The 24,349-nt window shown below is 64.7% G+C and carries 27 protein-coding genes and 1 pseudogene; 14 read left to right on the top strand and 14 right to left on the bottom strand.

Going from position 1 to position 24,349, the window contains the following annotated elements; genetic code table 11:
• Positions 1-50: 50 nt before the first annotated feature.
• Positions 51-647 (top strand): TetR/AcrR family transcriptional regulator, encoded by a 597-nt coding sequence (locus tag XH79_RS35970; RefSeq protein WP_212335825.1) that lies wholly within the window; start codon positions 51-53, stop codon positions 645-647.
• A 298-nt stretch (positions 648-945) separates the two neighbouring features.
• On the opposite strand, the gene XH79_RS35965 is transcribed toward XH79_RS35970, so the two are convergent.
• Together XH79_RS35965 and XH79_RS35960 are read right to left on the bottom strand one after the other, a co-directional pair.
• The gene (locus tag XH79_RS35965; RefSeq protein WP_271584740.1) at positions 946-2,319 is read right to left on the bottom strand and encodes a PleD family two-component system response regulator; all 1,374 of its coding nucleotides are present in this window, start codon (positions 2,317-2,319) and stop codon (positions 946-948) included.
• Between the two features lie 14 nt (positions 2,320-2,333).
• Positions 2,334-2,699: a response regulator gene (locus tag XH79_RS35960; RefSeq protein ID WP_027553080.1), complete on the bottom strand. Its 366-nt coding sequence runs from the start codon at positions 2,697-2,699 to the stop codon at positions 2,334-2,336.
• Between the two features lie 238 nt (positions 2,700-2,937).
• Here XH79_RS35960 and XH79_RS35955 point away from each other — a divergent pair, with 238 nt between their 5' ends.
• Positions 2,938-3,249, top strand: coding sequence for a DUF3572 domain-containing protein (locus tag XH79_RS35955; RefSeq protein WP_271584739.1), 312 nt, complete (start codon positions 2,938-2,940; stop codon positions 3,247-3,249).
• Positions 3,246-4,535, top strand: a complete 1,290-nt coding sequence (locus tag XH79_RS35950) for a DNA polymerase IV (protein WP_212335822.1) — start codon at positions 3,246-3,248, stop codon at positions 4,533-4,535. The genes XH79_RS35955 and XH79_RS35950 overlap by 4 nt, the downstream gene beginning before the upstream one ends.
• 16 nt (positions 4,536-4,551) lie before the next feature.
• Here the strand turns inward: XH79_RS35950 and XH79_RS35945 are convergent, their stop codons facing one another.
• Positions 4,552-4,707 carry a hypothetical protein gene (locus tag XH79_RS35945; protein ID WP_212335821.1) on the bottom strand — a complete coding sequence of 52 codons (156 nt, stop codon included), beginning with the start codon at positions 4,705-4,707 and terminating at the stop codon, positions 4,552-4,554.
• Positions 4,708-4,906: 199 nt separating this feature from the next.
• On the opposite strand from XH79_RS35945, the gene XH79_RS35940 reads away from it, so the two are divergent.
• The gene (locus tag XH79_RS35940; protein ID WP_212335820.1) at positions 4,907-5,305 is read left to right on the top strand and encodes an ACT domain-containing protein; all 399 of its coding nucleotides are present in this window, start codon (positions 4,907-4,909) and stop codon (positions 5,303-5,305) included.
• 91 nt (positions 5,306-5,396) lie between these two features.
• On the opposite strand, the gene XH79_RS35935 is transcribed toward XH79_RS35940, so the two are convergent.
• From XH79_RS35935 to XH79_RS35925, 3 genes are all read right to left on the bottom strand, one after another.
• Complete coding sequence (locus XH79_RS35935) at positions 5,397-5,756, bottom strand: NUDIX hydrolase (protein WP_433996615.1); 360 nt, start codon at positions 5,754-5,756, stop codon at positions 5,397-5,399.
• A gap of 51 nt (positions 5,757-5,807) precedes the next feature.
• Positions 5,808-6,209 (bottom strand): RidA family protein, encoded by a 402-nt coding sequence (locus tag XH79_RS35930; RefSeq protein ID WP_028143958.1) that lies wholly within the window; start codon positions 6,207-6,209, stop codon positions 5,808-5,810.
• 218 nt (positions 6,210-6,427) lie between these two features.
• Positions 6,428-7,273 carry a cell envelope integrity EipB family protein gene (locus tag XH79_RS35925; RefSeq protein ID WP_271584738.1) on the bottom strand — a complete coding sequence of 282 codons (846 nt, stop codon included), beginning with the start codon at positions 7,271-7,273 and terminating at the stop codon, positions 6,428-6,430.
• A 232-nt stretch (positions 7,274-7,505) separates the two neighbouring features.
• Here XH79_RS35925 and XH79_RS35920 point away from each other — a divergent pair, with 232 nt between their 5' ends.
• The 4 genes from XH79_RS35920 (at position 7,506) to XH79_RS35905 (ending at position 10,673) form a co-directional block, all read left to right on the top strand.
• Positions 7,506-7,973 carry a RidA family protein gene (locus tag XH79_RS35920; RefSeq protein WP_271584737.1) on the top strand — a complete coding sequence of 156 codons (468 nt, stop codon included), beginning with the start codon at positions 7,506-7,508 and terminating at the stop codon, positions 7,971-7,973.
• A 5-nt stretch (positions 7,974-7,978) separates the two neighbouring features.
• A complete protein-coding gene (locus XH79_RS35915) occupies positions 7,979-8,725 on the top strand; it encodes a glycerophosphodiester phosphodiesterase (RefSeq protein WP_271584736.1) in 747 nt (248 codons plus the stop codon).
• A gap of 196 nt (positions 8,726-8,921) precedes the next feature.
• Positions 8,922-10,178, top strand: a complete 1,257-nt coding sequence (locus XH79_RS35910) for a GNAT family N-acetyltransferase (RefSeq protein ID WP_271584735.1) — start codon at positions 8,922-8,924, stop codon at positions 10,176-10,178.
• Positions 10,179-10,244: 66 nt separating this feature from the next.
• Positions 10,245-10,673 (top strand): HIT family protein, encoded by a 429-nt coding sequence (locus tag XH79_RS35905; protein WP_271584734.1) that lies wholly within the window; start codon positions 10,245-10,247, stop codon positions 10,671-10,673.
• Positions 10,674-10,758: 85 nt separating this feature from the next.
• On the opposite strand, the gene tsaA is transcribed toward XH79_RS35905, so the two are convergent.
• From tsaA to XH79_RS35885, 4 genes are all read right to left on the bottom strand, one after another.
• Positions 10,759-11,250 carry a tRNA (N6-threonylcarbamoyladenosine(37)-N6)-methyltransferase TrmO gene (gene tsaA, locus XH79_RS35900; RefSeq protein ID WP_271584733.1) on the bottom strand — a complete coding sequence of 164 codons (492 nt, stop codon included), beginning with the start codon at positions 11,248-11,250 and terminating at the stop codon, positions 10,759-10,761.
• A 32-nt stretch (positions 11,251-11,282) separates the two neighbouring features.
• Positions 11,283-11,633, bottom strand: coding sequence for an AzlD domain-containing protein (locus tag XH79_RS35895; protein ID WP_271584732.1), 351 nt, complete (start codon positions 11,631-11,633; stop codon positions 11,283-11,285).
• Positions 11,630-12,370, bottom strand: coding sequence for an AzlC family ABC transporter permease (locus XH79_RS35890; protein ID WP_271584731.1), 741 nt, complete (start codon positions 12,368-12,370; stop codon positions 11,630-11,632). Before XH79_RS35890 ends, XH79_RS35895 begins: the two co-directional genes overlap by 4 nt.
• A gap of 106 nt (positions 12,371-12,476) precedes the next feature.
• On the bottom strand, positions 12,477-13,499 hold the full coding sequence (locus XH79_RS35885; RefSeq protein WP_271584730.1) for a lytic transglycosylase domain-containing protein: 1,023 nt from the start codon (positions 13,497-13,499) through the stop codon (positions 12,477-12,479).
• Between the two features lie 39 nt (positions 13,500-13,538).
• Between XH79_RS35885 and XH79_RS35880 the strand changes: the two genes are divergently transcribed.
• Entirely contained in the window at positions 13,539-14,555 is a 1,017-nt protein-coding gene (locus XH79_RS35880) for a TRAP transporter substrate-binding protein (protein WP_271584729.1), read from the top strand.
• A 71-nt stretch (positions 14,556-14,626) separates the two neighbouring features.
• Entirely contained in the window at positions 14,627-15,265 is a 639-nt protein-coding gene (locus tag XH79_RS35875) for an HAD family hydrolase (RefSeq protein ID WP_271584728.1), read from the top strand.
• A gap of 27 nt (positions 15,266-15,292) precedes the next feature.
• Here the strand turns inward: XH79_RS35875 and XH79_RS35870 are convergent, their stop codons facing one another.
• Entirely contained in the window at positions 15,293-16,309 is a 1,017-nt protein-coding gene (locus tag XH79_RS35870) for a carbon-nitrogen hydrolase family protein (RefSeq protein WP_271584727.1), read from the bottom strand.
• Between the two features lie 198 nt (positions 16,310-16,507).
• On the opposite strand from XH79_RS35870, the gene XH79_RS35865 reads away from it, so the two are divergent.
• The 4 genes and pseudogenes from XH79_RS35865 (at position 16,508) to XH79_RS35850 (ending at position 19,963) form a co-directional block, all read left to right on the top strand.
• On the top strand, positions 16,508-17,464 hold the full coding sequence (locus XH79_RS35865) for a helix-turn-helix domain-containing protein (RefSeq protein ID WP_271584726.1): 957 nt from the start codon (positions 16,508-16,510) through the stop codon (positions 17,462-17,464).
• 444 nt (positions 17,465-17,908) lie between these two features.
• Positions 17,909-18,934 carry an aldo/keto reductase gene (locus tag XH79_RS35860; RefSeq protein ID WP_212335805.1) on the top strand — a complete coding sequence of 342 codons (1,026 nt, stop codon included), beginning with the start codon at positions 17,909-17,911 and terminating at the stop codon, positions 18,932-18,934.
• A gap of 79 nt (positions 18,935-19,013) precedes the next feature.
• Positions 19,014-19,393: pseudogene (locus tag XH79_RS35855) on the top strand (MFS transporter); the annotation flags it as partial.
• A 210-nt stretch (positions 19,394-19,603) separates the two neighbouring features.
• Complete coding sequence (locus XH79_RS35850) at positions 19,604-19,963, top strand: hypothetical protein (RefSeq protein ID WP_271584725.1); 360 nt, start codon at positions 19,604-19,606, stop codon at positions 19,961-19,963.
• Positions 19,964-20,051: 88 nt separating this feature from the next.
• On the opposite strand, the gene clpA is transcribed toward XH79_RS35850, so the two are convergent.
• The 3 genes from clpA to XH79_RS35835 form a co-directional block, all read right to left on the bottom strand.
• Positions 20,052-22,463 (bottom strand): ATP-dependent Clp protease ATP-binding subunit ClpA, encoded by a 2,412-nt coding sequence (clpA, locus tag XH79_RS35845; RefSeq protein WP_212335803.1) that lies wholly within the window; start codon positions 22,461-22,463, stop codon positions 20,052-20,054.
• Positions 22,464-22,753: 290 nt separating this feature from the next.
• Positions 22,754-23,086, bottom strand: coding sequence for an ATP-dependent Clp protease adapter ClpS (clpS, locus tag XH79_RS35840; protein WP_027548135.1), 333 nt, complete (start codon positions 23,084-23,086; stop codon positions 22,754-22,756).
• 657 nt (positions 23,087-23,743) lie between these two features.
• Positions 23,744-24,082, bottom strand: a complete 339-nt coding sequence (locus tag XH79_RS35835) for a phasin family protein (protein WP_018647402.1) — start codon at positions 24,080-24,082, stop codon at positions 23,744-23,746.
• Between the last annotated feature and the right edge of the window lie 267 nt (positions 24,083-24,349).

The following is a 24,349-nucleotide window of genomic DNA, read 5'->3' as shown; positions in this document are numbered from 1 at the left end:
TAGGCTATAGATGGCCGCAGCTGTCAAGCGAACAGGACGCTTAGCTCCGCATGGCTCCCCCGCCCGCCCCACAGACGATGAAAGAGCGGATCCTTCAGACCGCCGACAAGCTGTTCTATCTGCAAGGTATTCGTGCCATCGGTGTCGACACCATCGCGGCCGAGATCGGCATCTCCAAGCGCACGCTCTACAACCACTTCCCCTCCAAGGACGCGCTGATCGCGGCCTACCTCGAGCGCCGCTTCGTGCACGCCCGCCCCTCAGACAAGCCGCCGGCCGAGCAGATTCTTGCAACGTTCGATTCGCTGGAGCGGCGCTTTGCGGCGAAGGATTTTCGCGGCTGCCCATTCGTGAATGCGGTCGCCGAGCTCGGGCCCTCCGACCGCGCCGTGAAGAAGATCGCGATCGCCTTCAAGGAAAGCCGCCGCCTCTGGTTTCGCGAGCGGTTGAACGAGCTCGGCGTTGCCAATGCGGAGGCGCTGGCGACGCAGCTCGTGCTGCTGGTCGACGGCTCGATCGCCCAGGACCTCGTGCGCGACGATCCGGCGATGGCGCGGGCGGCGAAGGAAGCGGCGACGGTGTTGCTGCGGAATGCCGGGGTGGATGTGGGTGGTGATGCGGAGAAGGGACGCAAGCCCGCGAAATAGTCGCTGTCCCCGTATCGTCAGGTGTCATCACCCGCGAAGGCGGGTGATCCAGTATTCCAGAGGCGGTTGTGATTGAACCGAGAGGCCGCGGCGTACTGGATTCCCCGCCTTCGCGGGGAATGACAGCGGAGTTTGTAGGACTGCCGTGATCGTATCAATATGCTCCTGTTTTGCCCGACGGGTCAAACAGCGCTACCGCCAGCGCAAGCCCTGTTTGCCACCCACGCAAGCCATTGATCCGACTAGCGCCGCCTACTGTGCATGGGGTTGTTTCGCAACTTTTAAGTCGCAGCAGCTCTCACGCCGCCTGCGACACCACGCGATTGCGGCCGTCGTGCTTGGCCCGGTAGAGCGCGGTGTCGGCGCGCTTGAGGACGTCGGCGACCGCCTCGCCCTTCTGCTCCAGCGTGGTGAGCCCGATCGAGATCGTGACCTCGATGCGCTTGCTGCCCTTGTGGATCGCGAACGGCTCGCCCGCGATCGAGCGGCGCAGGCGCTCGGCGACCATGCCGGCGACGTGGAGATCGGTCTCCGGCATCACGATGACGAACTCCTCGCCGCCGTAGCGGCAGGCGAGATCAATGCCGCGGATCGACTTGCGCACGCGCACTGCGAACTCGCGCAGCACGTCGTCGCCGGCGTCGTGGCCGTAATTGTCGTTGATCGACTTGAAGTAGTCGATGTCGAGGATCATCAGCGCCAGCGGCTTGCCGCGGGTCGCGGCCTGCTCGGCGAGCGTCGCCAGATGGCTCTCCATATAGCGGCGATTGTGCAGGCCCGTGAGCGCGTCGGTGATCGCCATCTCGATCGAGTTCTGCACGTTGTCGCGCAAATGATCGGTGTAGCGGCGCCGGCGGATCTGGGTGCGGGCGCGCGCCAGCAGCTCGGTCTTGTCGATGGGGCGCAGCAGATAGTCGTTGACGCCGATCTCGAGGCCGCGGAGCAGCCGCGTCGAGTTCTCGGGGTCGGCGATGGCGAGGATCGGCACGTGGCGCGTGCGCTCCAGCGAGCGCGCCTGGCTGCAGAGCCTGAGACCGTCGAAATTGTTGAGGTCGAGCGAGACGATCAGCAAATCGTAATTGCCCTCGGCGGCGTGGAACAGCGCTTCCGTCGGGTTCGGCTCGACGTCGATGGTGTGCTCGGCGGCGAGGATCGTCGCCAGCCGCTGATAGGAGGACTCGCGGTCGTCGACCAGGAGGATACGGCCACCCTTGCCGGTGTCGGCGACGGCGCTGCGTTCGGGCGCCTGCATACCGATCTCGAGCGAGGTGATGGCGCGCATGCGCAGCTCATCGGTCATCATCTTCAGCCGCGTCAGCGAGCGCACGCGCGCGATCAGCACGACGTCGGAGACGGGCTTGGTGAGGAAATCGTCGGCGCCGGCTTCGAGGCCGCGGTTGCGGTCGGCGGGGCTGTCGAGCGCAGTGACCATCACGACGGGAATGTGGTGCGTGGCCGGATCGGACTTCAGGCGGCGGCAGACTTCAAAGCCGTCCATGTCAGGCATCATCACGTCGAGCAGGATGATGTCGCATTCGGCCCGCCTACTGATCGCCAGTGCCTCGGCGCCGTTCGAGGCGGTCATCACGTCGAAATATTCGGCGGACAGACGGGCCTCTAGCAGCTTGACGTTGGCAGGAACGTCATCGACGACGAGGATACGCGCGGACACTGTGCACTCACTTCCTATCCGATAAAACGCCGGACCGTCTCTATGAATTTGCCGACCGAGATCGGCTTGGACAAATAGGCCTCGCAGCCGCCCTCGCGGATGCGTTCTTCGTCGCCCTTCATCGCGAACGCCGTGACCGCGACGACGGGAATGGTGCGCAGCTCCGGATCGTCCTTGATCCAGCGCGTCACCTCGAGGCCGGAGACCTGCGGCAACTGGATGTCCATCAGCACGAGGTCGGGTCGCATCTTGCGCACCAGATCGAGCGCCTCGTAACCGTTGCTGGTGCCCGAAGTCTGGTAGCCATGTGCTTCCAACAGGTCGCGGAAGAGCTTCATGTTGAGCTCGTTGTCTTCCACGATCAGGACGGTCTTAGCCATCCCGCCCTCCTGATTGGCACGAAGCCGGATACATGTGACGCCTCAGGCGCCGCTCGCCGGCGCTTCGAAAACTGGATTCAAACTAGCCTCAGATTCGCTCTAGTTTCGTTAAACCCGAGGGGCCACTTTCTGCGATGTGGTTTCCAGTTGCTTGCCCCGGGATCGCAAGACTCAAGGCGGAGACTCGGGCATGATGCAAAGTAGACACCGAAAGTTAACGGAAAGGCAAACCGGGCCCGTGAAAAAGCCTGTTCACAACCCTCGCGAAGTCGCTGAAATCGTTGCGATTCAGGCGCTGTCCTTTGTTGCGGGCGACCCCGAGCGGCTGGGCCTGTTCCTGGCCGAGACAGGTGTCGGCCCGGAGACGCTCCGGAACGCCGCCGCGGACCCGAATTTCCTCCTCAACGTGCTCGATTTCGTGCTGCGCGATGACGCCACCGTGAAGGCCTTTGCGACAGCCTCGGAGCTGCATCCGACCAACGTTGCCGCAGCGCGGCAGGTCCTTGGCGATGCGCTCGGCGACCCCAATTGGGAGCGCGACGTGCCGTGAGCACCCCCGTCCCGGCCGGGCCCCGCTGCTTCTGCCGGGATTGTCTGGCCGATCTGGACATGAGCGTCCGCCGCTGCTCGGCCTGCGGTTCCCCTCGCCTCGTCCGCCACCGGGCGCTCGCCTCGCTGACCATCGCCCATATCGACTGCGACGCCTTCTATGCGACGGTCGAGAAGCGCGACAATCCTGACATCGCCGACAAGCCCGTCATCATCGGCGGCGGAAAACGCGGCGTGGTGTCGGCCGCCTGCTACATCGCACGCACCTATGGCGTGCGCTCGGCGATGCCGATGTTCAAGGCGCTCGAGGCCTGCCCGCATGCGACCGTGATCCGGCCGGACATGGCCAAATACGTCCGCGTCGGCCGCGAGGTGCGCCAGGCCATGCAGGCCCTGACGCCGCTGGTCGAGCCGCTCTCGATCGATGAAGCCTTCCTCGATCTCTCCGGCACCGAGCGGGTGCATGGCATGATCCCCGCCAAGGTGCTGGCGCGCTTTGCCCGCGAGGTCGAACGCGACATCGGCATCACCGTCTCGGTCGGCCTGTCCTGCAACAAGTTCCTGGCCAAGATCGCCTCCGACCTCGACAAGCCGCGCGGCTTTGCCGCGCTCGACCAGGAGGAGGCGCGCGCGATGCTGGCGGAAAAGCCGGTCGGCTTCATCTTCGGCGTGGGACCGGCGACCCAGGAGCGCCTGGTGCAGCGCGGCTTCCGGATCATCGCCGACCTGCAAAAGGCCGACGAGATCGAGATGATGCGGCAGTTTCCGAGCGACGGCCGCAGGCTGTGGCGGCTCGCCCGCGGCATCGACGACCGCCGCGTCGAGGCCGATCGCGGCGCCAAGACCATTTCCAGCGAGACCACCTTCGAGACCGACATCCGCGATTTCGCGACGCTGGAGAAGATCCTGTGGCGGCTCTGCGAGAAGACGTCGTCGCGCCTGAAGAGCAGCGAGCTCGCCGGCTCGACCGTGACGCTGAAGCTGAAGACCGCCGATTTCCGCCAGCGCACCCGCTCGCAGTCGATCGCCGCGCCGACGCAACTTGCTGCAAAGATTTTTTCGATCTGCCGCGAAATGCTGGCGAAAGAGATCGACGGCACCGCCTTTCGCCTGATGGGCGCCGGCGTCAGCGCGCTACGCGAGGGCTCGGCGATCGACGACACCGACATGCTCGACCGCCGAGCAGCCCATGCCGAACGTGCCGTGGACAGCCTGCGGAAGAAGTTCGGCAGCGCCGCGGTGATCCGCGGCATTGCCTATGACGGGCCGGAGAAGACGCAGGAGTGATCTGATCCTGCTCGACTCAGTCGCGTTCGAAGATCCGTGCACCCGGATAGACGCGCCTGGCATACTGAACGACCAACTGCCGATCCTGATTCTCCAGGAACGGAGTTCGGATCTGACAAGACCCGATGATGAGGTGCCACAAGCCGTTGAGCTTTCGAATGACGACATTCATTTGAGCTTCCTCGCAGTGACCCGAGTGGACTCAAATTGTAAGAATCTCCCGCCGTCGCTCAATTGTACCAGCGTAAGATCGGAGTATTCGAAGGATTTGTGGAGATATACAAAGGTATGTTGGTTGGGGCTTCATCAGCCGCTGACGCCAATGGCTTCGCAGCGGCTCAAATGATCCTACCGGTTCGGGGGCTGGCACCGTGACAGGCGAACGCCATCTCGACGCACTGCTGCGTGACATGAAGCCGGAGATCCTGGACGGCATCTTCGTGTTTTGCACGCTTGCACCGAGCGCGAGCATTCCAGCCACCATCAGCCCGATGCTGACGTTCCACGAACGCGAAGGAACAACGCTGGTGATCCTGCGCGAGGAGGCCGAACGTACCGGACTACGCTACGCATTCCCCTCGCGCCTGATCACCCTGACGGTTCACTCCGCGCTCGACGCGGTGGGCTTTCTTGCAGCAATCACGGCGCGTCTGGCCGAAGCGGGCATCAGCGTGAACGCCGTGTCGGCCTTTCACCACGACCATCTCTTCGTCCCGGTTGATCGGGCCGATGAAGCGATGGCCGTTCTGAAGGAGACGCCCGGCTCGTAGCCCGGATGGAGCGCAGCGCAATCCGGGACAGTCTATCCTCAGCGACAGGTTTCCCGGATTACGCTTCGCTCCATCCGGGCTACGGCAGGGGCTATGAACACAGCGGAAGCAGCTTGTCGCGCGTCAGAGGCGCGAGCTTGACTGCTCCAGGCGAGGACGGATCGAGCCAGAGAATCTCCTCGATCTCCGCGCCCGGCTCGACTGGATGTGCGATGACGATGCGGAACACTTCCGCATCGACCTGCCGCCCCGGCTCATTCGCGGCAGGCGCAATGTATCGTCCAAGGTAGGCCATCTCGTTCGGATCGACGTCAATCCCGAGCTCCTCGGACAATTCCCGCCTGAGCGCGACCTGCGGATGCTCGCCGGCCTCGATCTTTCCGCCAGGCTGCATGAAGCTTTCGGTGGCCTTCTTCCTGACCAGGAGGACACGCCCATCGCTCCTGCTCATCAACGCAGCCGCGATCCGAATGGCACTTTGCGACGTCATTCCTTCACCACCTCAATCCGCGACCGCGATTGCCTCGATCTCGATCAGCCATTCCGGCGCGGCGAGTGCGGAGACGCCGACGAGGGTCGAGGCCGGCGGCTCCATGCCTTCGAAGAAGGCCGAGCGCGCCTTGCCGATGATCGGGCGCAGCTCCGGCTTGTAGTTCACGACGAAGGTGGTGATCTTCACGATGTTGGAATAGCTGGCGCCGGCCGCCTTCAGCGCGTGCCCGAGATTCTGCATCACCTGCGTCGTCTGCGCGGCGATATCGCCCTCGCCGACGATGCGTCCTTCCTCGTCGGTCGAGACCTGGCCGGAAATGTAGATCGTCCGCGCGCCGGTGGCCGTGACGACGTGGGAATAAGCGGGATTGTGATGCAGGCCGCTGGGGCGGAGATGGTCGAGCTTGGGCATGGAGGGGCTCCCGGAGTTTGTGGTTGGGAGAGAGCGTAGCTGGAGAGTGTGACGAGAGCTAGTCTGTCACTACGAGGAGCAAAGCGGCGAAGAGAGATCTCGTAGGGTGGGCAAAGGCGCACAGCGCCGTGCCCACGATCCTGCAGCTCACCTGGGAAGTGGTGGGCACGCTACGCTTTGCCCACCCTACGGCAGTGCTCGCGCAGAGGGATCCGCCCTCAATTGCAGGGCTTGCTGTCCTTCGCGTCGAACTTGCCCATCGCGCCGGAGATGACGAAATCGTTGTAGTCGAGCACGAGCTGGCGCGAGACGCCGTTCTCGTAGAGCTCGAACGCCATCGCATAGATCGGCGTCTGCTCGCCTTCCTTCTGCTGGGCCACGCGGTCGAAATAGCTGACGGTGACAGGCCAGCGCTTCAGCGACTTCATGTGCTCGTCGGACGTCGACGGATCGGATGAGGTGGCGCGGTCGGCGGCGATCGGCTGGCCGATCACGGTCAGCGTGTTGTAGACCTTCTGGCCGTCATCGGAGCCGTCATAGACGGAAAGCTCGAGCAGCGACTTGCCGTCCTTGGCTGCGGCGATGATGCGCTGGATCTGCTCGGTCGGGAACACGATCTTGCCGTCGAGCGTGAAGCTCTTCGGCGCCGGCAGCTTCAGCTTGACGTTGATGTGGTCGCCGTCGCGTTCCGCCGAGCCGTCGACGCGGCCGGCATCGGCCTCGTTCATCCGCGTCTCGATCTTGAAGCGGTAGCTTTTGCCCGTGGCGTCCTCCCAGGAATTGGAGCGGAGGTCGCTGAGCGTGACCTTGCCCTCGCCGCTGTCGAGCTCGGAGACCTGACGGAATTCGGAGGTGTAGCCCTCGCAGGAGCTGCCGGTGAAATTGTAGAGGATGCGGCCGCGCGCGCTGTTGACCGAATTGGAGCGCGATTTGACGAGGCTCAGGTCATAGAGCGCCTGGTGCGCCAAGAACGGACCATTGGCAGCAAGCGCCCCGCCGCTTGGGCCGAAAGCGGCCGCCGCGAGCGCCATCACACCGAGCGAAGTCCGGAAAAGGTGCACCATGTCTGTTCCCTGAGGAAAGCGCAGATTCGACATTTTAATGACCGTTCCATTGCGTCGCAACTGAGGCCGTTTCACGTAAAATTGCGGCCCCCGCGCTGAACCTGCTGCCCTGCCTTAACAAAATGCAGCCCCGCCGGTTGCTTGCATGTGGCGGCTCGATGGGCGAAACAGGGCGCGCCCGGCCGCCTGCGGACGTGCCGGGGTGAATGATTTTTGGACAACGAGGTCGGACATGGCGAGCACGGTCGAGCAGAAACTGGCGGAACAGGGCATCAAGCTGCACGAGGCGCCCACCCCCGTTGCCAATTACGTCCCGTTCGTGCGGACCGGCAATCTGCTGTTCGTCTCGGGCCAGGTCTGCTTCGACCCCGCCGGCAAGCTGATCGCCAAGGGCAAGCTGGGCGCCGGCGTCTCGATCGAGGACGGCGCGGCGGCGGCGCGCGGCTGCGCGGTCAACCTGCTGGCCCAGGTCAAGGCGGCGCTCGGCGATCTCGACAAGGTCGTGCGCGTGGTGCGCCTCGGCGGCTTCATCAACTCGGCGCCCGACTTCCTGGACGGGCCGAAGGTGCTCAACGGCGCCTCGGATCTCATGGTTGCCGCCTTCGGCGACAAGGGCCGCCATGCCCGCACCACCGTCGGTGTCGCCTCGCTGCCCGCGGATGCGGCGGTCGAGGTCGAAGGCGTGTTCGAGGTCGCCTGACGCGCATGCGCGCTCCGGATTGGCTGACAGCCCGGCCGGTCGCCCATCGCGGCCTGCACGACATCTCCCGCGGCATCGTCGAGAACATGCCGGGCGCGGTGCAGGCTGCGATCGCTGGCAATTTCTCGATCGAGGTCGACATCCAGCTCTCGTCCGACGGCGAGGCCATGGTGCACCACGACCACGCGCTCGGCCGCCTCACCGAGGCCACCGGCGAGGTGATCGAGAAGACTGCGGCCGAGCTGAAAGCCGTCAGGTTCAAGGACACCGACGAGCGGATGATGTCGCTGTCCGACCTCTGCGCCATGGTCGCCGGCCGCGTGCCCCTGGTGATCGAGGTGAAGAGCCGTTTTGGCGGCGACCGCAAGCTGATCAAGCGGATGGCCGAGGTGCTGGCATCCTATGACGGCCCTGCCGTCGGCATGTCCTTCGACCCCGACCAGGTGCTGGCGCTACGCGAGCTGTTGCCCGCTCGCCCGCGCGGCATCGTCGCGCAGCGGAGCTATGAGGACGAGTACTGGGCCTACCTGACGAAGGAGCAGCGCGACAGCATGCTGTACCTGCGCCACGGCTTGCAGACCCAGCCGCACTTCGTCGCCTTCAAGGTCGACCACCTGCCGGCCCCCGCCCCCTGGATCGCCCGCAATTTGTTCGGCTGCGCCCTGCTCGGCTGGACCGTGCGCACGGGCGAGCAGCGGACGCGGGTCAAGCAATATGCGGATCAGATGATCTTCGAGGGGTTTGTGCCATAGGCGCTCCCGTGTCCCGGACGCGCTGCGACGCGTAGCGTTGCTGCGCAGAGCCGGGACCCAGCAGGCAGCACGCTACTCGGAGAGATGGGCCCCGGCTCAGCAGCGCACCACTACGTGCTGCGCCGCGTCCGGAGCACGAGAGCTGTGTTCCCCCGCCCCCTTGAAGTCGCTGCTGCAATGCACGATCTTGGGCGCAATGGCATCATCCGACATTACGCTCGAGGCCGTACCGTCCATTGGCGAAGTCTCGCCCGAGGATTGGGACGCCTGCGCCAATCCCGGCAAGGCTCTTAAAGAGAAGGCTTGCAACGGGCATGGCGCGGGAACCTTATCCGCCCTTCCAGGCGATTCCCTCGGCCTCTCAAGACCCGCCTATAACCCGTTCGTCTCACACGCCTTTCTCTCCGCGGTTGAGAAATCGGGTTCGGCCACGATCCGCACCGGCTGGGGGCCGCGGCACCTCGTGGCCAAGCTCGATGGCCGCGTCGCGGGCGTCGTGCCCTGCTATCTGAAATCGCACAGCCAGGGCGAGTACGTCTTCGACCGGGGCTGGGCGGATGCCTATGAGCGCGCCGGCGGACGCTACTATCCGAAGCTTCAGGTTTCGGTTCCCTTCACCCCCGCAACGGGACCGCGCCTGCTGGTCCGCGACGGCGTCGACCGCGACCAGATCAGGGAGGCGCTGGCGAGCGGGCTGATGGTGCTCTGCGGCGTCAGCAAAGCCTCGTCCGTGCACGTCACCTTCGCGCGCGAGGACGAATGGAAGCTGCTCGCCGAGCACGGCTTCCTCCAGCGCACCGACCAGCAGTTCCACTGGCACAACCAGGGTTTTGCGAGTTTCGACGACTTCCTCGCAACGATGAACTCGCGCCATCGCAAGTCGATCAAGCGCGAGCGGCGCGACGCGCTGGCGGCCGGGATCACGATCCACTGGCTGACCGGCAAGGACATCACTGAGGACGCCTGGGACGCGTTCTTCGAATTCTACATGGAGACCGGCTCGCGCAAATGGGGCCGGCCCTATCTCACGCGCGAGTTCTTCTCGCTGATCGGCGAGACGATGAGCGAGGACGTGCTGCTGGTGATGGCCCGCCGCAAACGCCGCTGGATTGCGGGGGCGATCAACTTCATCGGCTCCGACACGCTGTTCGGCCGCAACTGGGGCGCGGTCGAGCATCATCCCTTCCTGCATTTCGAGGTCTGCTACTATCAGGCGATCGATTTCGCCATCAAGCGCGGCCTCACCCATGTCGAGGCCGGCGCGCAGGGCGAGCACAAGATCGCGCGCGGCTACCTGCCGCGCACGACCCATTCCGCTCACTTCATCGCCGATCCCGGCCTACGCCGTGCCATCGACGATTACCTCAAGCGCGAGCGCGCCTATGTCGCCGAGGCCGGGCGCGAGCTTGCCGAGCTCGGCCCGTTCCGAAAAGGCGCCGACGAGGCGCCTTGACGCCTCGCCGTCGCTGGTGACAGTAAGCGGAAAATTCCAAGCTTGAAATTCTCGGGAGCCGCCGCCATGACCGCCTACGACACCAACAACATCTTCGCAAAGATTCTGCGCGGTGAGCTGCCCTGCTACAAGGTCTACGAGGACGAGCACGTCTTCGCCTTCCTCGACATCATGCCGCGCGTGCCCGGCCACACGCTGGTGATCCCGAAGGCTCCTGCCCGCAACATCCTCGACGTCAAGCCCGACGACTACGCTCATGTCGCACGCGGTGCGAAGAAGATCGCCATCGCCGCGATGAAGGCCTTCAACGCCGACGGCATCACCGTGCAACAGTTCAACGAGCCCGCCGGCGGACAGGTGGTGTTCCATCTGCACATGCACGTCATGCCGCGCCACGACGGCGTTGCGATGCTGCCGCCCGCGAGCCGCAAGGAATACGTCAAGGTGCTGGAAGAGAACGCGACCAAGCTGATCGCGGTGTTGAAGGCGGGCTGAGATCCGTAGCCCGGATGGAGCGAAGCGCAATCCGGGACTTTCCCCGCATTCCGCTGCGCTCCATGCGGGCTACGATCCCGGCCCCTCACTCCGTCTCGAAATCGCCCTTCTGCGGCGCGGCCAGCGGGGTGAACTCGCAGCGATCGGGCTTGATGTCGATCAGCGGCGTGTTGTCGATGCAATCGAGCCCGCGAACGAGGATGGCATTGCCCTCGATGCCGACCAGCTTGACGATCGACGTGCCGATCGGATTGGGCCGCACCGGCGAGCGCAGCGAAAACGTGCCGCGGGTCTTCTCGTTGTTCTTCGGGCTCTGCAGGATGATGTCGCGGCGCGACTTGTCGAGCCAGTACAGCACTTCGAGATTGCTGTAGAAATCGACGCCCTTGATGGCCGGCACGAACGGCTCGAAGATCTCGAGGCGGCAGATCGGGCCGTCCTGGCGCCCCTGTCGCGGCGTCTCCAGCCGCGAGGTCCAGGGCGTGCGGATGCGGCCGATGAAGACGAGACCGGCGTCCGCGGTCGTTGGCAGGTCGATAGCGACCTCGCCCTCGCGGAGTTCGTTTTCGCGAACCATAATTCCTGTTCCTTCGCTATTCGCCGGTGGTTTTAGCCCAACCACCACTTGCCGGCCAGCATGAAGACTTCGCCAGTGACGACGCCGGCGAAGATCGAGCGGCGGGTCAGCAGGAAGACGACGAGGCCGGCAGCGACCGCGCCGTAGCGCAGGACATCAGGCACACTGGCCAGCGCCCCGGGCGGCTCGACCACGATCTGGGCGATGACGCCGGCCAGGATCGCGGTCGCGACCGCCCTCACCCAGACCAGCAGCTCCGAGCCCTCGTCGATGCCGCCGCCGAACCACAGACCCAGCATGCGCCAGATCTGGTTGGGAACGACGCCGGCGACGAACAGCACAGCGAGCGCATGCCAGTCGCCGATGAGCTGGGCGAAATTCATGCGCGTACCTCCCGCCACCAATGCACACCATAGGCGATCGTGCCCGCCACCACGCCGCTCACGAGGATGTCGAGACCCGAGTTCATCTTCGCCGCCAACGGATAAAGCAATATTCCGAGCGTCAGCGCGACGACGTCGGCGACCTCGCGGCTGTTGCGCGCGGTCGAGAACAGGAACGACAGCGGCGTCAGCAGCAGGATCGCCGCGCCGAGCGTCTGCGTCAGGTTGGCGGCGAGGAAATAGCCGACCGTGTTGGCGGTGAGGCACACCGAGACCAGGCCGCAGCCGAGCCCATGCACGAAGGCGATGCGCCGCTCGCGCGGCACCTGCGGCAGGAAGCGGTGGCATTCGACCCACAGCGTCACCGCGGTGAGGTGCGCGGCGAAGATAAGCTCGCGCCGTTTCGTCGTCGGCGTGCGCATCAGCGGCAGCACCGAGACCACCATCGGAAACAGGCGGATAGCGCTGACCGTCACCGCGATCGCCGACTGGATGATGGTGGCGCCCGAGCCGAGCGTGGTGATCAAAATGATCTGCGCGGGACCTGCCCAGACGAACAGCGTCGAGCACAGCGCCCAGAGCAGGCTGAAATGGGTGTCATGGGCGAGCGCGCCGATGCCGAGATAGGTCACGAACAGCACGATGGTGAGGATCGTCTGCGTGATCGAGCGCAGTCCCCACGCAAAGGCGCGCCACGGACTTTGCCATTGAGGTGAATCGAGCGGAGGGAGCGCCACGGGAGTGTTGGCCGAGGTTGCGGAATCGTGGCTGCATAACGGGCAATGCGGCGCCTCGCGTCAAGGAAGCGCGCGGCGGGGCTGGCATGCGCACGAGAGACGCCTCCTACCCCGCCACACCCCGATTCCTTAGTACGAAGCAGGCGCCGCCGGCCTTACGGATGCGGTTGCACAGATCATCCGCCTCGGCTCGCGTATCGGCCCCGATGCGCACCTGGTAGAACGCACGCGTGCCGCGGCTGCGCATCACCGAGCTCAGCAGGCTCGGATCGCGCTCGCCGATCACCGCGCTCAGTCGCGTGACCGCGCGGGAATACATCGCCAGCGCCCTGTTGCGGTCGAAGCCGGCGGCGAGCTGCACGCCCCAGATCTTTGCCGCGGCAAGCTCGACATGCTGCTCGAGCTCGGCGACGAACGGATTTGGCGCGCGCTTCAACAGGGCCATGAGGTCGCGGCAGCTCGTCGGCGGCGAACTCGGCGGGCCCTTGCCGGTGCTGCCCGCCTTGGCCCAGGCGTCAACGCTCGTGCCTGTGATAGCGTAGACGTAGTTGCGGGTCTGCTCCGGCATCGGCCCGGTGCCGGCAAGCCACTCCTGCACGCGGCGCGGGCCGGCGTTGTAGGCGGCTGCGGCAAGGCCGAGATTGCCGAACTGGTTGCGCAGCTCGTTCAGGAATTCGGCCGACTTCGGTAGCGCCTGCACCGGGTTGAAAGGATTGAGCAGCCCGCGCTCGCTTGCAGTCCCCGGCATGAACTGCGCGATGCCCTGCGCGTGCTCGCCGCTGCGCGTCATCGGCCCCACCGCATCGGCCTGGAAGCGGCTTTCCTGCCAGATTACGCGGGCGAAGAATTCCAGCGGCAGATTGGCATCGCGCGCAGCAGCCTCGACGATCAGGCAGATCGACTCCCGCGTGTCGCTCTCGCGCCCAGCCGCCGGCTTCTGCGGCGGCATCGCAAGCTCCTCGACGCTGGGGACGGCGATATCAGTTTTCGCGGGCGAGCTGTCCCATGCTGCAGCCTGCGTCGCCGACGCGACCAGTGCGACAACGGCAAGTGCTGCAATTCGCGCCAACGCTGCCCAAGCATCGCTGTGGCGCGTGCCGGCGCGGCATGCGACAAGATGATCCGCCATGTTGTGGCATCGTGCCATGGTTCGACGAGTTGCCAATATATGCTGCCTGACCTGCTTCTCCCAATGCGTTCCCCCGCCAGACGGATCCGCGCGATCCTGGCCCTCGCCGCCCTCGTCCTGTCCGCCGCGCCGGCCCTGGCGCAGGTCAGCTGGCGGATGACCACGGAATACCCGCAAAACAACATTTCCGGGATCGGCCTCACCACTTTCGCCGATCGCGTCGCGGCGCGCACAAACGGTTTCGTGACCGTGACGGGCGCCTTCGACAACGAGCTCAAGATCAATTCGGGCGAGATGCCGCGCGCGGCGCTGGATGGCCGCATCGCCGGCGGCGATGCCTTTGCCGGCGCGCTGTCCGGCCTCGACCCGGTGCTCGGCCTCTCCACCCTGCCCTTCCTGGTGCAATCGGTCGACGTCGCCCGCGCCACCAGTGCGCGGGCGCGCCCGCTCTACGAGAAGGCGTTCGCCGCCCGCGGCCTGAAGCTGCTCTATCTGACGATCTGGCCGGCGACCGGCCTCTGGTCCGATCATGCGCTCGCAGGCGCCGACGATCTGCCGAAGCTGAATTTGCGCGCCTACGACGCCAATTCGAGCGCGGTGATGCGGACCGCCGGAGCCAACGCGCAGTTCCTGCCGATGGACAAGGCGCTTGCCGGGCTGAAGGAGCACCAGCTGAACGCATTCCTCACCTCCGGCGATGGCGGCGCAGGACGCAAGCTCTGGGACTTCCTGCCGCATTTCACGGCCATCAATTATGCGATGCCGATCTCGATCGCCTTCGTCCGCAGCGAGGCCTTTGCTGCGCTGTCCGAACCGATGCAGCGCGAGGTGATGGCGGCTGCAGCCGAGACCGAGCAGAGCCAGTTCGCGCTGCTCGCCCATCGTACCGCCGAGAATTATGCGCGCATGCGCGACAACGGTGTCACCATCGCCGAGCCGGCGCCGCCGTCCCTCGTCGCAGTGCTCCGCAACGCCGCGACCAGCACGATCGCCGCCTGGGAAGCCCAGGCCGGCCCGGACGCCGCAGCGATCGTCGCATGGGCCCGGCAGCAATGACGCGACGGGCCTTGACTTGACGCCTGATCCGACTAGCAACGGGCGGCAGTCTCAACGCGGGTTCCGCCCTGATGGCCACAATCTATTTTGACCTCGACGGCACGCTGACCAACCCGAAGCCCGGGATCACCCGCTCGATCCAGTACGCGCTGGAGCGGTTGAACCTGGCGGTGCCGAGCGAGGACGAGCTGACTTGGTGCATCGGGCCGCCGCTACTTGCCAGCCTGAAGAAGCTCACGGGAAGCGACGAGCTCGCCGACCGGGCGCTGCTGCTCTATCGCGAACGCTTCTCAGATATCGGCCTGTTCGAGAACGAGGCCTATGCCGGTATCGTGGACACGCTGACAACGCTCGCCGAGACGACGCCGCGCATGTTCGTGGCCACCAGCAAGCCCGCGGTCTACGCCAGCCGCATCGTCGATCATTTCGGCCTGAAGCCTTATTTCGAGCGCGTGTTCGGCTCGGAACTCGACGGCACACGCGTCAGCAAGGGCGACCTGCTCCGCTACGCGCTCGACGAGGCGAAGGTCGATGCGGCCAGCGCCATCATGATCGGCGACCGCAGCCATGACGTGGTCGGCGCCCGCACCAATGGCATGACCGCGATCGGCGTGCTCTACGGCTATGGCAGCGAGGCCGAGCTGCGCGAGGCCGGCGCACATCACATCTGCGCGGCGCATCCCGAGCTGCTCGGCCACTGCGTCGCATAACGCAAGCCCGTCTCCGCGCGGCGGCGATCAGCTCGCCGCCGCGGCAATATCCGTGGGCTCGACGGCGTCCACCGGCAGTGCGAACTGCTCGACGCGCTGGTATCGCTTCTTGTTGAGCAGCAGTCGCGTCACGTCGGGCCGCGAATAGTGGCCTGCTGGATCGGCGGCGTTCTTGGCGACGCCGATGGCGCCGAGGTCGATCTCGGCAATCAGCAATCCCTCCTGGTCGGGCGCGAGCTTGTCGCCGATCTGGCTGCCGTCGGGGCCGTAGATCGCGGCAAAGCCGCCGCCGGCATGCAGCAGCGCGTGCTTGTCCGGCCGGTCGCAGAGTTCGTCGATCATGGCCTGCGACACCGTCGCGCAAGGCGCGAGCACGAAGCATGAGCCCTCCACCGCATAGACGCGCGAGGCGGCGTTATTGACCTCCGCGCCGAGCGCCGGCGCGAACGGATCGTAGAGCGAAAAGCTCGGCCAGGCCGCGACATGAACCTGCTCGTTCTGGGCGTACATCGCGTATTTCGACAGCGGCTGGAGATGCTCCCAGCAGCACAGCGCGCCGAGGCGGCCGATGTCGGGTCTCGCGTGCACGGCGAGGTCGCTGCCGTCGCCCTCGCCGTAGACGGTGCGCTCGGCATGGGTCGGGCGCAGCTTGCGGCGCTTGGCGATGGTTTCGCCATCGGCGCCGATCAGCCATTGTGCCAGATAAAGGCTGCCGCCGTCGCGTTCGGACAGGCCGATCACCGCCGTCAGCTTCGCCCTGCGCACGGCCTCGCGCAGGTGCTCGGCCTGCGGGCTGTCGTACGAGAGCGAGTTATCGAAATAGCGCTGCACGAAGCCACGGCCGATCGCCCAGGCCGGCGAGTCCATCCAGATGTGCCAGGGGTAGCCGGGGATGAAAGCTTCCGGAAAGGCGATCAGCTTGGCGCCCTTCTCGGCCGCCTCCTTGATCAGTGCGATCGACTTCTCGATCGAAGCGTCGAGGTCGAGCCAGGCAGGGGCCGCCTGCACCACCGCCACCTTGTATTTGGGATGTTCGATGCCCATGGCCGCCTCCATTGCCGGTTGATCGCGGACCTCGTCCGATGCAGTCTATTTGGCCGAGCCCGGCGACCGGGCGCTCGACCATGGCGGCACAAAAACTCGACCGGACTGGATCGCCGCCCCGGTATGGGATTTGCCTGCGGTCAGGCTGGATTTGGCCGATTTGCAGTTTTGCGGGATGTGAAAGGGAGGCTGTCCAAAATGCCAATCCAGTTCACGACGGACGGCAGCCCCGGCTACCGGCGGCTCGCCCTCTGGCAGGACATCGTCTGCGACGTCTTCGTCGGGCTGGACTGCAAGTCCGACCTCGGCAGTGCCTTCCATGGCTCGGTGACGCAAGCCTCGCTGGGCAAAGCCGTGTGCTCCGACGTCTGCTCCGACCGCCAGCACGTGTTCCGCACCCCCTCGCGCATCGCGCGCTCGGACCAGGATTTCGTGCTCATCGCACTCGGCAACCGTGGCGACGGCGGCGTGGTGCAGGACGGCCGCGAGACCGTGATCCATCCCGGCGAGTTCGCGCTCTACGACACGACGCGGCCCTACGAGCTGAAATTCAACAACAGTTTTACGCAGACCATCTTCAAGGTGCCGCGCGAGATGCTGCAGCGGCGGCTCGGCGGCACCGAGACGCTCACCGCGATCTCGTTCGGCGCAGACGCACCGCTCGAGCGGCTCGCCTACGACTTCATCTTCAGGCTCTGCCAGAGCGCGGACCGGCTCGCGCCGAACAATGCGGCCGCCCTGTCGGAGCAAGCCGTCGATCTGCTGGCGATGGTGCTGAGCGAACGGCTCGGCAAGACCGCGCTGCCGTCCTCGACCCATCGCTCCGCCCTGCTCTACCGGCTCAAGGCGCACATTCGCGCGCATCTCGCCGATCCCGATCTGTCGCTGGCGGAGACCGCAGCTGCGCTCGGCATCTCGCCGCGCTACGTGAACGATCTCCTCGCCGACGAGGACACCTCGTTTCAGCGCTACGTGCTTGCGGAGCGCCTCGCCCAATGCCGGCGTGACCTCGCTTCGCCCGTGCTGGCCCACCGTCACATCAGCGAGATCGCGTTTGCCTGGGGTTTTAACGACCTCTCGCATTTCGGCCGTGTCTTCCGCGAGCATTTCGGGATGTCCCCGCGCGACTTCCGGCAGAGCCAGCTGCGGCACTGACCAGCCATCTTCGCGAGCCTTCGCTTGCGACGAAGGTAATGCTCGCCAATTCCAGATTGTCTTGTCACGTTGCGTGCCTCAGGCTGATGCGCATGAGGACTCACGCGACGATAGGCGGATCGGAGCTGTTGCTTAGCGTGATCGCGATCCGGCTTGCGGTGCTGGTCGTGGTGGGATGGGGTTTGACTCTGCTGCCGCAGCAGACTCGCAATAGTGACCTCGCCTGCGTTCCCTCACCCGTTGCAAGGAGCGAGGCTCGGGCCGCAACGAAGCCAGTCGGCTCGCGCATTGCCGATGCGGCATTCGATGACATGCTTCGGCACGACTAGCCGGCTCCAAAGCAAGGCCGGTATGTGAGCGCGTCGTAGGACAACACGCCTGCTTGCGCTAGCTTCGGCACCAAGGCCGCACCGATCAATCAGCGGCCAGCCGAGGAGCATGTCGATGGAATACCGACGCTTGGGCCGGTCCGGCCTCATGGTGCCTGCTTTGAGCCTGGGAACGGGCACGTTCGGCGGCGTCGGCCGCCTCGCTGCGTGGGGCACGACGGACGCGACCGAAGCGCGCCGCCTTCTCGACATCTGCCTTGAGGCCGGCGTGTCGATGTTCGATACCGCAAACGTCTATTCGCTCGGTGAGTCCGAGCGCGTTCTGGGTGAGGCCATCAAGGGCCGCCGCGACAAGGTGCTGATCTCGACCAAGGCAACCTTCCGCTTCGGAGACGGTCCCAACGACCTCGGCTCGTCACGCCAGCACCTGCTCGCGGCCATCGACGGTTCGCTGAGCCGGCTCGGCACCGATTACATCGACCTGTTCCAGCTCCATGGCTTCGATGCATTCACGCCGCCCGAAGAAGTGCTTTCAACGCTCGACGTGCTCGTGCGCGCCGGCAAGATCCGTTATGTCGGCGTTTCGAATTTTTCGGGCTGGCATCTGATGAAGTCGCTCGGTGTTGCCGACAAGCACGGCTTCCCGCGCTACGTCGCCAACCAGACCTACTATTCGCTGATCGGGCGCGACTACGAATGGGAGCTGATGCCGCTCGGCCTCGACCAGGGTCTCGGCGCGGTGGTGTGGTCGCCGCTTGGATGGGGACGCCTCACGGGAAAAATCCGTCGCGGCCAGCCGAAGCCGGAAGTCAGCCGCCTGCCCAAGACCGCCGAGTTCGGCCCGCCCGTGCCGGACGAGCACGTCTATCGCGTGGTCGACGCGATCGACGAGGTTGCAAAGGAGACGGGCAAGAGCGTGTCGCAGATCGCGCTGAACTGGCTGCTGCAGCGCCCCACCGTCTCGACGCTGATCATCGGCGCGCGCAACGAGACGCAGCTGCGCGAAAATCTCGGCGCGGTGGGCTGGTCCCTCACCAAGGACCAGGTCGCAAAGCTCGACGCCGCCAGCAAGGTGACGCTGCCCTATCCCTACTGGCACCAGCGCACGACCTTCACCGACCGCAATCCGCCGGCGGTGTAGCGACCGCCTTGAGCTGCATCAAGCCCGCTTGCGTCGGCCGTGACATCCTGCGGCCTTCGCGAGGCCGCCGATGCGCCGCGGGCTCGCCTCGCTCGCGATGCTGCCGGAATGCCCGGCGCCTTCGACATCGCCTGGCGCATGGCCCTCGCCGGCTTCGGTTTCGGTCTGTTCCAGACGCCGAACAACCGCACCATGATCGCCGCCGCCCCGCGTGAGCGCTCCGTCGGCGCCAGCGGCATACTGGGCACCGCCCGCCTGCTCGGCCAGACCGCCGGCGCCGCGCTGGTCGCGCTGTTCCTCAGCCGCTACCCGCAGGAGGGCACCAGGATCGCGCTGCTCGCCGGCGTCGGCTTTGCCCTGTGCGGCGCGCTGCTCAGCATGCTGCGCCTGGCACCTACGGGCGCGCGGGGCGCCGAGCATGTCCGCATTCAGGACGGGCAGCGGATGAAGGGGGATTAACTCTCCGCCCGGCTGCAATCCGTAGTTTTACGATGCCACGCAAGGAGTATTGCACACGCGCCCTGGTTGCGCTTCTTTGCAACCAAGGCTGGGGGATTCTTTATGAATTATTTTAAGGTTGTGGCGCTTTGCGCAGTGGCGACTACTGCGTCCGGTTGTGCAGGTCGTGCACCGGCCCCGGTTGCAGTAGTGCAGCCTCAAGATCGGTACATGGACTGCGCCGCGATCAACATCGAGGTCCAGACCAACAACGCCAAAGTTCAGCAGCTTGCATCGGACAAGGGATTAAAAGTAGCCCAAAACGTCGCGGCAGGTGTTGCTGGCCTAGTGGTGCCCGTACTTTGGTTCGGCATGGACTTCCAAGGGACAGCGGACACGGAGATACAGGCACTGCAGGCTCGTCAGCAATATTTGGGCGCGCTTGCAGAGCAGCGTCGCTGCGGAGAAGACAACGGAGCACCGCAGAAGGCCGTCGCGGAGTCCTCGAAAAAATCCAAGGCCAAGCCGAAGGCAGCGGCAGCCGCTCCAGATACTACTGACGTGCAGCCCCAGGCCACGGAGCAACAGTAGTTGCCGCCAGAAGGTTCAGCGCACTTATTGCGATGCAAACAAAAAGGCCGGCTTCGCAGCCGGCCTTTTCGATTTCATCATATGCCAATCAAGCCTTGACCAGCGGACCCTTGGAGGTCGGCCCCTTCGAGCCGCCGGGGCCGCCCGGCTTGTTGGACTTGCCCGGCGGACGCTTGCGGGTGCCGGGCAGCTTTTCCTGCTTCGGCGTGACCGGGCCCTCGACGAACTCGAAGCCGATCTTGTCCTTGGTCTCGTCGGCCTCGTCCTTGACGAGAACGACGCGGACGTGGCCGCCGCCCTTGAGCTTGCCGAACAGCACCTCGTCGGCCAGCGGCTTCTTGATGTGCTCCTGGATCACGCGGGCCATCGGCCGCGCGCCCATCTGCTCGTCATAGCCGTGCTGCACCAGCCAGGCCTTGGCAGGCTCGGACAGCTCGATGGTGACGTCGCGGTCGCCGAGTTGCGCCTCGAGCTGAAGCACGAACTTCTCGACGACGGTGCCGATCACCTCGACGCTGAGATGGCTGAACGAGACGATGGCATCGAGACGGTTGCGGAATTCCGGCGCGAACTGCCGGTTGATCGCCTCATGGTCGTCGCCTTCCCGCTTCGAGCGCGTGAAGCCGAACGCCTGCTTGGCGAGATCCGCCGCGCCCGCATTCGTGGTCATGATCAGGATCACGTTGCGGAAGTTGACCTGCTTGCCGTTGTGATCGGTGAGCCGGCCGTGATCCATGATCTGGAGCAGCACGTTGTAGAGGTCGGGATGCGCCTTCTCGATCTCGTCGAGCAGCACCACGCAATGCGGATGCTGGTCGACCCCGTCGGTGAGCAGGCCGCCCTGGTCGAAGCCGACATAGCCGGGAGGCGCGCCGATCAGGCGCGACACGGTGTGCCGCTCCATATATTCGGACATGTCGAAGCGCAGCAGCTCGACGCCGAGCGTCGCCGCGAGCTGCTTGGCAACCTCGGTCTTGCCGACGCCGGTGGGCCCTGAGAACAGGTAGCAGCCGATCGGCTTCTCCGGCTCGCGCAAACCGGCACGCGCCAGCTTGATCGAGGCGGCGAGCGATTCGATCGCCTTGTCCTGGCCGAACACGGTGCGCTTCAGGGTCTGCTCGAGATGCTTGAGCACCTCGGCATCATCCTTCGACACGCTCTTCGGCGGGATCCGCGCCATCGAGGCGATCGTGGTCTCGATCTCCTTGATGCCGATGGTCTTCTTGCGCTTGTTCTCGGCGACCAGCATCTGCGCCGCACCGGACTCGTCGATCACGTCGATCGCCTTGTCGGGCAGCTTGCGGTCGTGGATGTAGCGCGAGGAGAGCTGCACCGCGGCCTCGATCGCCTCATTGGTGTACTTCAGCCGGTGATAGTCCTCGAAATACGGCTTGAGGCCCTTGAGGATCGCGATCGCGTCCTCGACGGTCGGCTCGTTGATGTCGATCTTCTGGAAGCGCCGCACCAACGCGCGGTCCTTCTCGAAGTGCTGGCGGTATTCCTTGTAGGTGGTCGAGCCCATGCAGCGGATCGTGCCCGAGGCGAGCGCCGGCTTGAGCAGGTTCGAGGCATCCATCGCCCCGCCCGACGTCGCGCCCGCACCGATCACGGTGTGGATCTCGTCGATGAACAGTATGGCGTTCGGATGCGCCTCGAGCTCCTTCAGCACCTGCTTCAAGCGCTCCTCGAAATCGCCGCGATAGCGCGTGCCGGCAAGCAGCGTGCCCATGTCCAGCGAGAACACGGTCGCGGCCGCCAGAACTTCCGGCACCTCGCTGTCGACGATGCGCTTGGCGAGGCCTTCGGCGATCGCGGTCTTGCCGACGCCGGCTTCACCGACGAACAGCGGATTGTTCTTCTGCCGGCGGCACAGCACCTGGATCGCGCGGTTGATCTCGGAATTGCGTCCGATCACCGGGTCGATCTTGCCGTCGCGCGCCTTCTTGTTGAGATTGACGCAATAGGTCTCGAGCGCCTCGCCCTTCTTCTTGGCGTCCTCGCTGCCCTTGGTCTCGGTCTCCTCGTCGACGCCGCGGACGGGGCGCGCTTCGGAGACACCCGGCCGCTTGGCGATGCCGTGGCTGATGTAGTTGACCGCGTCATAGCGCGTCATGTCCTGCTCTTGCAGGAAGTAAGCGGCATGACTCTCGCGTTCGGCGAAGATCGCGATCAACACGTTGGCGCCGGTCACCTCTTCGCGACCCGACGACTGCACATGGATCACCGCGCGCTGGATCACGCGCTGGAAACCGGCGGTCGGCTTGGCGTCATCGGCGCCATCCGTCACCAGGTTCTCGAATTCGGTCTCAAGATAATTGACGAGGCTCGTGCGGAGCTTGTCGAGATCGACGCTACAGGCGCGCATGACCGCGGCTGCATCGGAGTCGTCGATCAGAGAGAGCAAGAGATGCTCGAGCGTCGCGTATTGGTGATGACGCTCGTTTGCGATCGCCAGCGCACGATGCAGGGATTGTTCAAGGCTTTGGGAAAAAGTCGGCATTCGCGTCCTCTATGGCCCCCACCATCATGGTCGTGATCGCCCGGTCAGGCAACAACAACCTTTGTCACATATAGTTATACAAGATCGCGGCGAAAGACCGGTTCCGCGACTCCGCCGCTAGCCACCTGGGCTATTTTCAATGCAAAACCCGTTCCGATTTGGGCGGGACCGGCGCCGGTGCAGAATTCCTCAAATCCTGCCGGCCGCAACAGACGTCGCGCGCAGGTATCACGCGACAATCACATTGCGACAGATACGAGAGCCGGCCTCAAGACGCGCCGTAAGGCGACTTACTTCTTTTCCATCACGCATTGCAGCGGATGCTGGTGCTTGCGGGCGAAGTCCATCACCTGCGTCACCTTGGTCTCGGCAATCTCGTAGGTGAACACGCCGCACTCCCCGATACCGTGATGGTGAACGTGCAGCATGATCTTGGTCGCCGCCTCGACGTCCTTCTGGAAGAACTTCTCCAGCACGTGGACGACGAATTCCATCGGCGTGTAATCGTCGTTCAGGATCAGCACGCGGTACAGGTTCGGTCGCTTGGTCTTCGGCTTGACCTTGGTGATGACAGAGGTGTTCGGACCCGTCGGACTGCCCGAACGGTTCTCGTCATTGCTCATCCGGGGAGCGAGGGCGGCGGTAGCCGCGGACAGGTCGAGTCTGGACAACAGTTGCGGCATGGCTCAGGCGTTCAAATTCCCCACGGAAGCGTATGACGGTCCGCCGCAAAGCCCAGCCTTCGGAGCTTCGCACAGGCGCGCCGCCTCGTTGGATCGCCGCTTCCAACCGGTCCGGTCCAAGCCGTATCGGTCGTCAACAATATGGGCCCGCCCCCGGCTCGCCGCAAGCGTGCAAAGGTCCGGCCTATGCGGCCGCGACGGTCCCGATTCCCGATCCGGACGATCCTGACCGAGGTTAATCAATCCGGACCCGTTTGACAAAAATTTCCGCGCCGCCTGGTTAGAACATATTGATCAGGAACCGGCCGGGCATTGAGCTGCGACGGTTTCGCGCGGGATCATCTCCGGACTTCTACGGTCCAGTCGAGCTGCCGTTTGAATCGCGTGGCGCAAAATCGGGCAAGGAAGAAGCTGTGCGAAACGCCGGGACCCGCGAGCATCATAATCTTCGTGCAGGTGAACACCGGCAGCTAATCTTGCGCGAGCAGCACCATCAAGTTCGTCCGAACACGCTGGTGCGCCGAGACGAACCCGTCGCGACAAACAAAAAGCCCGGCTGTGCAGCCGGGCTTTTACTTCCAGGATATCCGGGAAAGCTTAGTTGGCGGCCGGGGTGAACTTCGACACGATGGTCTCGACCGGCTTGAACGCCTGCTTGGCGAGGTCGTTGTAGAGGCCGGCGATCTTCTGCGATTCCGCGACGAAGGTCTCGTAGGCGGAACGGGCGAAGTCGGTCTGGGCTTCCATGGCCTTGTCCAGCGACTTCACGCCGGAAAGCTTCTCGACGAAGGACTTGGTGTCTTCGAACGACTTCTTGGTGTAGTCGCCATAGGCGCTGGCGATCGCCTGGAGGCCGTGCTGCACGGAGGTCGCGGAGGCAACGCACTGCTCGAAGTGCTCTTTCCCGTAGTTCTGAAAGTCTTCAACCTTGAACATTTCGGAATCCTTTTCCCTGGCTCTCGTCGGGAAGCCCCGGCTCCCTGACTGTGCCCATAATTAGTGCAACGCACAATAAAGTCAAGAATCTTGTGCGACGCACAAAAACTAGATGCAAATCGCGGAGATTCCCGGGGTTTCCCGCAAGGGTTCCTTAAGCTTTTGGAAACCGCGGGCCCCTACCCTGATTCCCTGGACGTGTTCAGCTTCTGCAATCGGCCAAAGCCGTTTGAGAACATCACCTTAGCCAGAACAGCGGCTCAGGCC

Origin of the sequence: Bradyrhizobium sp. CCBAU 45389, assembly GCF_028128625.1 — a bacterium.
GTDB lineage: Bacteria > Pseudomonadota > Alphaproteobacteria > Rhizobiales > Xanthobacteraceae > Bradyrhizobium > Bradyrhizobium liaoningense_B.
The sequence above is the reverse complement of the archived record's forward strand: the minus strand, read 5'-3'. Positions and strand labels throughout refer to the sequence as shown.